Source organism: Herminiimonas glaciei (assembly GCF_042664955.1).
GTDB classification, from domain to species: domain Bacteria; phylum Pseudomonadota; class Gammaproteobacteria; order Burkholderiales; family Burkholderiaceae_D; genus Oxalicibacterium; species Oxalicibacterium glaciei.
The window spans coordinates 1880940-1893814 of sequence record NZ_JBHTBU010000001.1 but is presented as its reverse complement, the minus strand read 5'-3'; the positions used below and the strand labels follow the sequence as shown (position 1 = coordinate 1893814).

Here is a 12875-nt window from a genome sequence, read left to right as displayed (position 1 = left end):
TAATCCCGGCCGCTAAATAAACGACAGAAAAATTTTGTTCATCCGATTCGGGTGTGGGACAACTCGCGCCTGCAGAAAGTGAATACACATAAAAAATAACTCGTCTATATCGAGGAGATTGACTGTATGGAAAAGCAGATATGGTGGAAAAAAGGTGACTGGGCAGCCTACTTCGGTTTGCTGACCAACAACCTGACGAATCTATTAACCATGATGGGGCTCTTGCTCTTCGTGGTCGGTTTGCCGAAAGAAATGGTCTATGGCCGGATCACGCCGGCATTTGGCCTGGCCGTGTTTTGCGCCAGTATGTTTTATGGTTACTTCGGGATCAAGATGGCGAAGTCCGGACATCGCAAGGACATTACCGCCTTGCCTTCGGGACCGAGCGCACCTTCGATTTTCACGGTGACTTTCCTGGTCCTGATGCCGGTGTACCAGCAAACCAAGGATGCCGAGTTTGCATTGCAGATCGCGCTGGTCTGGTGCTTCGTCGAAGCGATGATCCTGGTAGGTGGCTCCTTCATCGGTGAAACCGTCAGGAAGATGATTCCACGCACGGTGCTGTTGTCTTGCCTGTCCGGCCTCGGCTTGCTGTTGCTGGCGATGAATCCGATGCTGCAGGCATTTGAAACACCGACGGTTTCTTTCATCGTCCTGTTGCTGATCTTCATTAACTGGTTTGGCAAGTCGCCATTGTTCGCACGTATTCCTACCGGTTTGTTGTTGTTGGTAGTCGGCACGGTGCTGGCATGGGCCTTCGGCTTGCAGAGCCCGGAAGCGATCAAGGCATCGCTGGCTTCGTTTGGCTTCAATCCGCCATCCGTGCACATCGATAGCTTCATGCAAGGTTTGCCGCACGCTTTGCCCTACCTGGCTTCTGCCGTACCGCTGGGCCTGGCTAACTACATCTTCGATCTGGAAAACATTGAAAGCGCCCACGCTGCCGGTGATCCATACGATACCCGCAATGTGATGCTGGCTAACGGCCTGTCGTCCACGTTGGGTTGCTTCTGCGGCAATCCATTCCCGGTCACCGTGTATGTTGGTCATGCCGGCTGGAAAGCGATGGGTGCAGGCATCGGTTATACGGTCGCGACCGGTGTCTCCATGCTGCTGGTATCGCTGTTTGGCCTGGGTGCCTTCCTGCTGGCGGTGATCCCGATGACGGCGATCGTCCCCATCCTGGTTTTCATCGGTGTTGTCACGGCCAATCAGGTGGTGCGAGAGACACCCAAGGTCGAGGTACCTGTCATCTTCATTTGCATGTTCCCGTGGATCGCCAACTGGGCTTTGACGATCGTCAACAACGTGATGGCCACGGCGGGAACTTCAGCCAAGGTATTGGGCACGCAAGCGCTGGCCCATAAGGGTGTGTATTACAACGGGCTGCTGCACCTGGGTAGTGGTGCGCCGCTGGCCAGCATGTTGTGGGGTTGTATCGCGATCTTCGCAATCCTGAATCATCCATTGCGTGGTGCGGTGGCGGCTGGCACCGGCGCATTGCTGGCCTTGCTCGGAATTATCCATGCACCGGTAGTTGGTTTTGCAGCTCCTGCTTCGATGCCGTTTGTGTATGCCTACCTGATGATGGCTGGCGTATTCCTGGTCAAGCATTACATGGATGTGAAGGCGGCAGTGCCGCTGGCGGTTGACGCAGACGGCGGCAAGCTGGCGTCGTAAGTATCTGGCTTTATTCAACATTTTTTTGTAGCGCTGCACGGGGCGGCACTGGCCCTCCGTGCAGATTAATTTTCGGGATCATACTCATGAACGAACTCGTAGTTATCGCCATCGGTGGTAATAGCATTATTACCAGTAATGAACAGCAAAGTATCCAGCATCAGGAAAAGGCGATCAAGGCCATCGTCAGCAATATCGCCGATATGCTGGAAGGGGGATATAACATTGTTCTTACGCACGGCAATGGTCCGCAGGTTGGCCTGGACCTGCGTCGTGCCGAAGTGGCGAGCCAGTATGAAGACATTCCTATCGTGCCGCTGGCAAATTGCGTTGCCAATACGCAGGGTGGTATCGGCTATCAGTTGCAACAGGGACTGGTCAACGAGCTGACACAACGCGGCATTAATAAACAGGTGATTACACTGATTACCCGCGTCGAGGTTGCCGCTGATGATATCAACTTCAGCAACCCGACCAAGCCCATCGGTGCGTTCTTCAGCGAACAGCAACGTGATTTGCTGGTGCAGGAGCATCCGGACTGGAAATTCGTCGAAGATTCGGGACGCGGTTATCGTCGCGTCGTGGCGTCGCCGGTGCCGGTGAAAGTATTGGAAACCGATGCGATTACTTCATTGCTGGAGCGTGGCTTCGTGGTGATTGCGCTGGGTGGTGGCGGCATACCGGTGGTGCAGGATGGCGATCATTTGTACCGCGGCGTGGATGCCGTGATTGACAAGGACCTTGCCACGACCTTGCTGGCGAAGGAGTTGGATGCCGATATCCTGGCGATTACGACCGGCGTGGAAAAAGTCTGCATCAACTTCGGCAAACCGAATCAGCAGGCACTCGGACAGATTACTTCGGAAGAGACGCGCCGCTATATGTCGGAAGGGCACTTCCCGGCCGGCAGCATGTTGCCTAAAATCGAGGCCAGCCTTAATTTCCTCGCCAGCGGTGGCAGCCGGGTCATTATTACTACACCGGAAAAATTGCCACAGGCGATAAAAAGGGAAACCGGAACCCATATCGTGACGGTATAGTGATTGAACGGCGGGATGGGTACGCTAACTGGTAGTATGAATTTCCCAGTTCCGCCGTTTTGAGCGTAAGCAGTTTCCTGCAGAGACCGTATGAATTCGATTTTTTCAGAAGAAAACCTCCACACCTTCACTACGGTGGTCAAACACGCCAGCTTCCGCAAGGCTGCCGAAGAACTGGGGATCACGACCTCGGCAGTCAGCTATACGATCAAACGGATGGAGACCTATCTGGAGGTTACGCTCTTCATACGCAATACGCGCAATATTGAACTGACTGAATCAGGCTTTTACTTTTATCGCAAGGCCGAAGAACTGCTGCATGAATTCCACGCCATCAAACGTGGCATCTATACGATGGAGCAGGGCATAGAAGCCAAGATCAGGATATGCATCAATAGCCTCTTGCACACGCCGCGACACACCGCCTTGTTGCTGCAAGCCCTGAAAAAACATTTCCCGACCTGCCAGATTGCGGTAACCACCGAGGTCTACAACGGCGTGTGGGATGCGATTATCAATAATAATGTCGACATTGCGATTGGTGCGCCGGGTACCTTAATGGAAGGCGGTGGCATTGATTATGCCGAGATCGGTTATATCAAATGGGAATTTGTCCTCGCGCCCAGCCATCCATTGGCACGTGAGCAGGAGCCGATACCCGAGAGCCAATTGCGCCTGTTCCCCGCGATCACGGTAAAAGACAGCGCCTATACGATCAACAAGAAGGTGGGATGGCTGTTGTACGGACAGGAAGCGATACAGGTGCCGGACTTCAATGCAAAGTGCCAATGCCAGATATTGGGGAATGGCATCGGCTTCCTGCCGGATTACCTGGTAGCCGAACATTTGCAAAGCGGCGCGCTGGTCAGGAAGCAGGTACAGAACCCGCGACAAAACTCCAATATGCTGCTGGCGACCCAGCAAAGTACATCTGGGCAAGTGACGCAGTGGATCAAGACTGAATTCGCCAAAGGCGGATCACTACACGCGCTCTATCAGGATTTGCTGCACCAGGACGTCGTTTAACTCCCTCCATCCCGATAGCCAAAAAAACGCGCTGCCCCGGATTTGGCGGCCTCGTGCAAGCTTTTGAACTTTTCGGCATAATAGCTGCCTATGCAGTTATTGACATGACCCCTATTTTGACAAAGATGAAAGAAAAGTTTCCTCCCGGCAGCTATTGCATTGAAGACAGCGTTGGTTACCTGCTCGCCCGTTCGCGTACCAAACTGGCGAAAAGAGTCGATGCCAAACTGGCTGCGCATGACATTACCTCGGCCCAGGGTGCGGTAGTGATGATGCTGGCCAGCGGTAATTTTTCGACCGCGGCCGAATTGTCGCGCGAGCTCTACCTTGATTCGGCTTCAATGACGCGCATGGTTGATCGCCTGCAAAAGCGCGGCATGCTGGTGCGTAAACCGCGTGCTGATGATCGCCGCGTGATCGACCTGCATTTGACCGAAACCGGTGCTGCGCTGGCCGAGCAGTTGCCGACCCTGTATTCCGTGGTGTTGAACCAGAGTTTTGCCGATTTCAGCGTGGAAGAAGTAACGACATTGAAAAGCCTGTTGCGCAAATTTTTGGATAGCAATGCTGGTGATGTCCCCGTCGCAGAAAAAGCGACAAGCAAGCAGTAAATAACTAGCAGGATCAATCATGAAAACTTCTTCATACCAAGGTTTCAGCTTCCCGCTCCGCGGTGTAGTGACGGCCTGTTGTGCTGCCGTCTTGCTGAGTGCCTGTGCCAGTTTCAAGGGCATAGAGCCGAGCGCCAGCCTGAAGCAAAGCAGCGATTACACGAGTACCGCATCCTTGCCGCAGCAGGGCGGGCAATGGCCGGATGCGTCATGGGCGCAGGCAATAGGTGGTGCACCTTTACAGGCCTTGGTGGATGAGGCGATTGCCGGTAATCCAAACTTGCAGGTGGCGGCGGCACGCGTCGCCGGTGCGCAAGCCGCTGTTGATGCCGCCGGCGCGCGGGCGCGTCCATCGTGGTCGGCCAATGCCAGCAGTACTTACCAGCGCTATTCCGAAAATGGTATTTTCCCGCCACCCCTGGGCGGTTCCTATAAATCGGACAATGAACTGTCGCTGAACTTTTCCTACGATTTTGATTTCTGGGGCAAGCATGCGGCTGAATTGCGCAGTGCTTTGTCGAGTGGCAAAGCAGCGCAGGCCGAGCAATACAATGCACGCCTGATGATAGCCACCGCAGTCGCGCGTGCCTGGGTCCAGCTGGCGCGCCAGTATGGGCAGCTGGATTTGAACCAGCAGCAGTTGCAAGCCAGTGCGGAAATCCAGCGCCTGACGCAATTGCGTTTTAAAGTCGGCCTCGGTACACAAAGCGAGAATCAACAAACGAATCAAAGCCTCGCCAGCCTGCGTGCGGAAAACGCGCAACTGAATGAAGCGATCTCCCTCACACGCAATCAATTGGCGGCCTTGCTGGGCCAAGGCCCGGATCGTGGCTTGCAAATAGCCCGTCCTTATTTGCCGGCCGAAACAGCAATTGCCCTGCCGGATGCATTGCCGCTGGATCTCGTCGGTCGTCGTCCGGACATCGTCGCTGCGCGCTGGAATGTCGAAGCGGCGCAAGGCAATATCGATGCCGCCAAAACCGAGTTTTACCCGAACGTCAATATCATGGCTTTTGCCGGTTTCTCCAGCCTGGGCCTTACTAATTTTCTCAAAAGCGGAAGCCGCACGTTTGGCGTCGGACCCGCCATCTATTTGCCGATTTTCGATCGCAGCCTGCGCGCGAATCTGAAAGGGCAGGTCGCTTCCTATGACGGCCTGGTCGCGACGTATAACGAAACCCTGAACGAAGCGCTGCATGATGTGGCTGACCAGGTGCAATCCTTGCGCGCGGCTACCCTGCAAAGTGAACAGCAGCGCCTGGCGACCCAGGCTTCGTCGAACAGCTTCCAGCTGGCGCAACAACGCGAGCGTGTCGGTACCACCAATATGCTGCCGGTACTGTCGGCGCAAATGACCTTGCTGTCGCAACGCCGGATAGACCTCGATACACAGGCGCGTCGCAGCGATTTGCGCATCACCCTGATCAAGGCGCTGGGCGGTGGTTTCGACGCGCAGGCGCTGGACCTCGATAAAGATCATTCCAATTCAACTACCGTTTCCACCTCCGTGAGAAGTGCATCATGAATACGACCAGCCCAGAAGTAGCAGAAACACCTAAATCCAACGGTAAACGCCGCCAACGCCTGATTGCGGTATCCATCCTGCTGGCCTTGTTACTGATCGCCTACGGCATTTGGTGGGCGATTTACGCGCGCCATTTTGAAGATACCGATGATGCTTATGTCGCCGGTAATGTCGTACAGGTGACGCCGCAGGTAAGCGGCACGGTGGTGGCGATCCATGCCGATGATACCGAGCTGGTGCAAGCCGGAAAACCGCTGGTAGACCTCGATCACAGTGATGCCAAGGTCGCGCTGGACCAGGCCGAAGCACAATTGGCACAGACGGTACGTGAAGTACGTACGCTGTTCGTCAACAACGGTGCGTTGGGTGCCGCAGTGACACAGCGTGTCGCCGATGTCGCCCGTGCCCGTGACGACCTGGCACGTCGCCAGGAATTGAGCGGCACCGGTGCGGTAGCGAAAGAAGATCTCGAACATGCACGGACTGCATTGATCGCTGCCGAGTCTGCCTTGCAGGCGGCGCGTGATCAATTGACTTCGAACCAGGCTTTGACCGATGGGACGACGGTTGCGCAGCATCCTAATGTGCAGCGTGCAGCAGCGCAGGTCCAAGCGGCTTACCTCGCCTTGTCGCGTAATACCTTGCTGGCACCAATCACCGGGTATGTCGCCAAGCGTTCGGTGCAGGTCGGCCAGCGCGTTGCACCCGGTACACCATTGTTGTCGGTAGTGCCTTTGAATGCCTTGTGGGTGGATGCCAACTTCAAGGAAGTACAAGTGGCGAAGATGCGTATCGGCCAGCCGGTAGAACTGTATTCCGATGTGTACGGTAGCGGCGTCAAGTATCACGGCAAGGTGGCGGGTCTGTCGGCCGGTACCGGTGCTGCGTTTGCCCTGTTGCCTACACAGAACGCCAGCGGCAACTGGATCAAGGTGGTGCAGCGTATTCCGGTGCGGATTACCCTGGATCCGAAGGAGCTGGAAGAGCGTCCTTTGCGCGTAGGCTTGTCGATGCAGGTTGATGTCGATGTCGCCAAATCGGAAGGGACTTCGCTGACTTCGACGATTGCACCGCGCGCCGAACCGGCATACCAGACCGCCGTGTTTGAAGATGCAGGCAGCCAGGCCGCAGCTCGCGTCACCCAGATTATTGCCGCCAACAACAATAGCACTGCGAACACAGGCAAACACTAAATCATGAGCGCCACTCCTCGTTCTGTCGTGCCGCCACTGAGCGGCACGCCGCTCATTATTGGCACGCTGGCTTTATCGCTGGCAGTGTTCATGAACGTGCTCGATTCTTCGATTGCAAACGTATCGATCCCTGCAATTTCCGGTGACCTTGGTGTGTCGCCGCAGCAGGGCACCTGGGTTATCACCTCGTTCTCGGTGGCGAATGCCATCTCGGTTCCACTGACCGGCTGGCTGACGCAACGCATAGGCCAGGTACGCCTCTTCATCGGTTCCATCCTCTTGTTCGTGCTGGCTTCCTGCCTGTGCGGCTTTGCCCCCAGTATTGAAATCCTGATTGCAGCACGCGTGTTACAGGGTGCGGTGGCGGGGCCGATGATTCCTTTGTCGCAGGCTTTGCTCTTGTCCAGTTATCCGCCCGCCAAGAGTGGGATGGCGCTTGCCTTCTGGGGCATGACGACGCTGGTGGCGCCTATCATGGGGCCGCTGCTCGGTGGCTGGATTTCGGATAACTACACCTGGCCGTGGATCTTTTTTATCAATATTCCGATCGGCCTCTTTGCTGCGTGGGCGACATGGTCCATATATAAAGAGCGCGAATCCAAAACCTACAAGCTGCCTATCGACAAGGTCGGCCTGGTCTTGCTGGTGTTATGGGTAGGCTCACTGCAATTGATGCTGGATAAGGGCAAGGAACTGGACTGGTTCCATTCTGGCGAAATCATCATCCTTGCTTCCGTCGCGGTAGTGGCCTTCATTTACTTCGTGATCTGGGAGATAGGTGAAGAACATCCGGTGGTGGACTTGTCCCTGTTCAAGGGGCGCAACTTCAGTGGCGGTGTGATTGCAATTTCGGTTGCCTATGGTTTGTTCTTCGGCAGCCTGGTGATCCTGCCCCTTTGGTTACAGACGCAGATAGGCTATACCGCCACCGAGGCCGGCAAGGTGATGGCACCGGTGGGTATCTTCGCGATTATCCTGTCGCCTATCGTCGGCAAGATGCTGCCGAAGATCGATGCGCGCTGGGTGGCGACGACTGCCTTCCTGATTTTTTCACTGGTGTTCTTCATGCGCGCACAATTCACGCAGGACGTGGACATGATGACGCTGATGATCCCGACCGTGATCCAGGGTGCGGCGATGGCGATGTTCTTTATTCCGCTGACGTCCATCATCCTGTCCGGACAGGCACCGGACAAGATTCCGGCAGCTGCGGGTTTGTCTAACTTCGTCCGTATCATGTTCGGCGGTATCGGTACTTCGGTCATGTCGACCATGTGGGATAACCGTACCATCCTGCATCATGCGCAACTGGCGGAATACACCGGTGCGCATAACCCGGCCTTCGGCCAGGCGGTGAGTACGCTGATGGCGCGCGGCATGTCGGAGCAGGCGGCCTGGGCGGTGATAGACCGTCAGATGACGGTGCAGGCCAGTACGCTGGCGGCAACCGACCTGTTCTGGATGTCGGCCATCATGTTCCTGTGCCTGATCGGTTTCATCTGGATTACCAAACGCAGCAAGGCGGCTGGTGGTGCCGATGCCGCAGGCGCACATTGATTCAGCGCAGCGGGTGGCTGATCGTCTATCATGCTGGGATTGAATTTTGGCCGGCAGCATGACTTCTCCAACTACCCTGCATTTGTTTTGCCGTGTCGTCGATAACTACGGCGACATTGGCATTTGCTGGCGCCTCGCGCGCCAGCTGCAACAAGAACACCATATCGCGGTCACCCTGTGGGTTGATGACCTGGCCAGCTTCCGGCGTATTTGTCCGCAAGTTGTACTGGATCTCGAACTGCAGCAGGTGGCCGGCGTCACCGTCCGCCACTGGCGGGGCCAGGATGGTGAATACACGACGGCCGACGTGGCTGATATCGTGATCGAATTCTTTGCGGTGGATATTCCTCCCGGCTACATTGCCGCCATGGCGCAATGCGAACCGCGTCCGCGCTGGTTTAACCTCGAAGGCCTGACCGCAGAGGAGTGGGTTGAAGGTTGTCATCTGTTGACTTCGCCGCATCCACGCTTGCCGCTGACCAAGCACTTTTTCTTTCCAGGCTTTACGGATAAAACCGGTGGTTTGTTGCGTGAAGCAGGTTTGGAGCAACAGCGCTTGCAGTTCCAGGCTGATCCGGCTGCGATGGTGGACTTCCTCGCCCGGTTTGGGGTGACGCCGGCAGAGATGGCGGCGACCAGGGTTTCCTTGTTTTGTTATCCGTATGCGCCGGTCGCCGAATTGTTCCGGGTATGGCAAAGCGGTACTGCGCCAGTCTGCTGCCTGGTGCCGGAAGGCGTGGCAACCGAAGCGGTGCAAGCCTTCCTCGGTACAGAAGCCAAAGCCGGTGCGTTTGCCAGCCACGGCAGCTTGACGGTGCGCGTACTGCCTTTTGTACCGCAGCCGGATTACGACAAGTTGCTATGGGCATGCGACTTCAATTTCGTGCGCGGGGAAGACTCCTTTGTCCGCGCACAATGGGCCGGGTGGCCTTTTGTCTGGCATATCTATCCGCAGGATGAAAACCTGCATCACAAGAAGTTGCGTGCATTTTTGCAACGCTATGTGGCGGCTGTACCCAGCCTCGCGGCATTTTCCCTGTACTGGAACGGTGCCGGGGTGACAGATGGCGATGAAGCCGTGGACTGGGGTGTTTTATGGGCTGCGGTAGAAGCCGATATGGCTGAAATAGTAGAAAAATCAGCCGATTGGCAGCGTCAAATGCTGAAAAATGGCGATTTAGCGTCAAATTTGTTGAAATTTGCCACTACGCTGCCTTAAGTCGTGCGCGCAGAAAAGGTATAATTCTCGGCTAATTTAGAATTCGATCAAACGTGAGCTTACGGCGCTGTTGGGCGGGAGGCGACCGATGATTTTTATGCAACCCACTTTTTACGTACACTTTTTATGAAACCTGCAAAAGAAATTCGCGTTGGCAACATCATTATGGTTGATAGCAAACCTATGATCGTGTTGCGTTCTGATGTCAATGGTTCTAGCCGCACGGGCTTCACATACAAATGGAAGATGAAAAATCTTCTGACGAACACCCCGATGGAAAACGTATTCCGCGGTGACGACAAGTTCGACGTTGTAGTTCTCGACAAGAAACCAGTTACTTACTCGTACTTTGCTGATCCGCTGTATGTATTCATGGATGAAGAATACAACCAGTATGAAATCGAAGAAGAAAACCTGGGCGATGCATTGCACTACCTGAAAGACGGTATGGAATGCGAAGCGGTGTTCTATGACGGTAAAGCAATCTCGGTTGAATTGCCTATCACCATCGCACGTCAAGTTGTGTACTCGGAGCCGGCAGTTAAGGGCAACACTTCGGGTAACGTTTTGAAAGAAGCGAAAATCGAAAATGCGGTTGAAGCACATCGCCACACTGTCCAGGTGCCACTGTTCGTGAGCCAGGACGACGTGATCGAAATCGACACCCGTACCAATGAATACAAACGCGTGGTTCGTAACTAATCAGCGCTTGAAAATAAAAAAGCTGCCGATCAGGCAGCTTTTTTTTCGTCTGCGCCATATGCATGGCTTAACGTGACTTGAGTATGTGCTCTATACGCTCGTCAGTTGAAGGATGGCTGGACAGATAGGGCGGTGGCGTGCTTTCCTTGGTCGCCGCTTGTAACTGTTCAAAGCCGCCGGCCATATGCGCCAGGTCTATGCCGTTTGTTTTCATCATCGCGATCGCATAGTCATCCGCTTCACGCTCAGCATCACGCGAGTACTTCATATCCAGCAGTAAGGTCGGAATATTCGCCACGATCGCCGATGCATCGCCAAACACCACGGTGGTCAAAGCAGCTATCGCCGAACTCTGCACCACCCGTCGCATCAGGTGGCGTTCATGCAAGTGGCCGAGTTCATGTGCCAGTACTCCCATGACTTGCTCATCATTTTTCATCAGTTGGACGAGTTCGTCGGTGATGATGATTTCACCCGAGGGCAGGGCAAATGCATTCGGACCTATCTTGCTCCTGCGGAACAGGATGCGGTAATCCGGCAGGTCTCCCCGTGGTGGCTGCAGGTGCTTGAATTGCTCGATCAGCGCTTGTTGTCGTGCCGGTGGCAATCTGCTTGGCGCGAAGATTTGCTTATCGAGGAAATCCAGCATGCCTTTGCCGATGGAACGTTCGACCTTTTCCGGCAGCATCTTGGCGATACCTTCGGATGCCAGCGGCAACACGTACAGATAGCTCAGCGTCAGCACGACCAGGGTCGCGACTACGGCCGTAAGCGCTCCCCGCCAGCTTTGCTGCATGCGTACGACAAAGGAATCCTGATGGCCGGTATCTGCCAGCAGTGCATCGAAAGCTGCGGTATCGACTATCTCCAGATATGCATCATCCGGGAAGGTAACCTTGCGCTTGGTGTTGCGCGCACGCTCGGAGACGCGCAACTCACTGATGGGGCAGCTGCGCTCAGCATCACCTGAGATCGTTGCTAGCCCGCCCTCTACCGATAGCGTGACGTGATGCGCACGCGAAGTCTTGCCATCGAAATAAAGGGCGGGGATGCTCATGCCTGACTGCCGCACTTACAGCGACAAATCAAAATCAAGCAGGTCGGCTACGCCTTCGCCAGTTGCGGAAACCTGTTGCTGGCTTGCTGCAATGAAATTTTCCAGGCTGCCGTTAGGAAGCATGGACATGCACTCGATGCGGTACTTCATTATCCGTATCTGGGCGAATGGCAGGAACAGTCCCAAGGTGCAGATAATACCGATGATGTTGGTGACGGTAATGAAGGTCATGCGTGTCCATTTCATATCGCTGAGGAAACGATGCTTTTCGAGCTGCGTATTGTTCCAGATCAGGTTTTGGATCAGGGTCGCAAAGATAGGGAAGAGCAGGAACATCCAGACATACAGCGCACCAAAGAACAGGATGACACCGGCAGCGCCTGCAGCTGCTGCTGCTTCGCGGTCCATGTTGTCAGCTGTAATGATGGCAAATAAAGAACCGCCCAGTGCGATTGAGATGGCAATGACGCCAGCCAGCCAGATGGCGAAGACCAGCAGATAAGCTTTGTAAAAACTGCCAACTGTGCCGCTGAAAGAGAAGTGGCTGGTGCCGAAGCGGCTTTCCTGATGCTGGAATTTCTTGACGCGTTGATGCGTGAAGGGTGCCAGCACGAAGACGGATAGCATGGTGAGGATAGGCAAAGCCAGGTACACCCAGTAAATTTGTTTCAATGCGCCACGGAAACCAAAGCGGATGCCGCGATAGCTGGAGTTGTACAGTTTGAATTGCAGGCTCTTCCAGATCAACCACGGCGTCAGCGCCATCACCAGCAGCACCATCAACAGGCCGATAACACCGGACATTTCGAAGGCAAGGTTGTAGATGATGATCAAGAGGACGGCAATGATGCGTCCTTTCAGGATGGCAACCGGATTGCCGTGATATTCAAAGCTGGTACCGGCGACGCTGGTGCTGCCGTAGAAGTAACGGGTGCGGCGTACTTTTGCCCAGGCGGAATAAATGCCCAGTGTGAGGATGGAAAACAGCAAGTTGACGATCCAGATGCGGAAATATTCGCTGCCGGTACCGCTGAAGGAAAAACGTATCGGTGTGTCGGACTGGAAGGAATTGCTTTCGGGTATTTCGTGGACTACAGCTGCGTCGGTCATTTTTGCTCCCTGCGGGTTTATTGTTATTAAGTACTGCGAGTAAGACTGCACAAGGTTACTTGTTGATAAGTAATTGTCAAGCACAGTCGTGCGCCGAGTATGCAGGCCAAATATATCGGCTATATGACAGCTCTCGATGGAGGTGGGGGCGGATA

Annotated in this window: 11 protein-coding genes; 9 read left to right on the top strand and 2 right to left on the bottom strand. The window is 54.8% G+C overall.

What is annotated here, in order from left to right; all coding sequences use genetic code 11:
- Window positions 1-126 precede the first annotated feature (126 nt).
- From ACFQPC_RS08520 to ACFQPC_RS08480, 9 genes are all read left to right on the top strand, one after another.
- Window positions 127-1680, top strand: a complete 1554-nt coding sequence (locus ACFQPC_RS08520) for a xanthine permease (RefSeq protein WP_382271446.1) — start codon at window positions 127-129, stop codon at window positions 1678-1680.
- Between the two features lie 86 nt (window positions 1681-1766).
- On the top strand, window positions 1767-2720 hold the full coding sequence (locus tag ACFQPC_RS08515; RefSeq protein WP_382271445.1) for a carbamate kinase family protein: 954 nt from the start codon (window positions 1767-1769) through the stop codon (window positions 2718-2720).
- A gap of 90 nt (window positions 2721-2810) precedes the next feature.
- Window positions 2811-3746, top strand: a complete 936-nt coding sequence (locus tag ACFQPC_RS08510) for a LysR substrate-binding domain-containing protein (RefSeq protein ID WP_382271444.1) — start codon at window positions 2811-2813, stop codon at window positions 3744-3746.
- A 104-nt stretch (window positions 3747-3850) separates the two neighbouring features.
- Window positions 3851-4357 carry a MarR family winged helix-turn-helix transcriptional regulator gene (locus tag ACFQPC_RS08505; protein ID WP_382271443.1) on the top strand — a complete coding sequence of 169 codons (507 nt, stop codon included), beginning with the start codon at window positions 3851-3853 and terminating at the stop codon, window positions 4355-4357.
- A 19-nt stretch (window positions 4358-4376) separates the two neighbouring features.
- Window positions 4377-5882 (top strand): efflux transporter outer membrane subunit, encoded by a 1506-nt coding sequence (locus ACFQPC_RS08500; protein WP_382271442.1) that lies wholly within the window; start codon window positions 4377-4379, stop codon window positions 5880-5882.
- Window positions 5879-7075 carry an HlyD family efflux transporter periplasmic adaptor subunit gene (locus ACFQPC_RS08495; RefSeq protein ID WP_382271441.1) on the top strand — a complete coding sequence of 399 codons (1197 nt, stop codon included), beginning with the start codon at window positions 5879-5881 and terminating at the stop codon, window positions 7073-7075. Before ACFQPC_RS08500 ends, ACFQPC_RS08495 begins: the two co-directional genes overlap by 4 nt.
- Window positions 7076-8632, top strand: a complete 1557-nt coding sequence (locus tag ACFQPC_RS08490; RefSeq protein ID WP_382271890.1) for a DHA2 family efflux MFS transporter permease subunit — start codon at window positions 7076-7078, stop codon at window positions 8630-8632. It abuts the gene before it with no gap.
- A 58-nt stretch (window positions 8633-8690) separates the two neighbouring features.
- Window positions 8691-9851: an elongation factor P maturation arginine rhamnosyltransferase EarP gene (gene earP, locus ACFQPC_RS08485; protein WP_382271440.1), complete on the top strand. Its 1161-nt coding sequence runs from the start codon at window positions 8691-8693 to the stop codon at window positions 9849-9851.
- Between the two features lie 126 nt (window positions 9852-9977).
- Complete coding sequence (locus ACFQPC_RS08480) at window positions 9978-10553, top strand: elongation factor P (RefSeq protein ID WP_012078983.1); 576 nt, start codon at window positions 9978-9980, stop codon at window positions 10551-10553.
- A gap of 67 nt (window positions 10554-10620) precedes the next feature.
- Here the strand turns inward: ACFQPC_RS08480 and ACFQPC_RS08475 are convergent, their stop codons facing one another.
- Both ACFQPC_RS08475 and ACFQPC_RS08470 read right to left on the bottom strand, forming a co-directional pair.
- Window positions 10621-11610 (bottom strand): M48 family metallopeptidase, encoded by a 990-nt coding sequence (locus tag ACFQPC_RS08475; protein WP_382271439.1) that lies wholly within the window; start codon window positions 11608-11610, stop codon window positions 10621-10623.
- 15 nt (window positions 11611-11625) lie between these two features.
- Window positions 11626-12720, bottom strand: a complete 1095-nt coding sequence (locus tag ACFQPC_RS08470) for a YjgN family protein (RefSeq protein ID WP_382271438.1) — start codon at window positions 12718-12720, stop codon at window positions 11626-11628.
- Window positions 12721-12875: the final 155 nt, after the last annotated feature.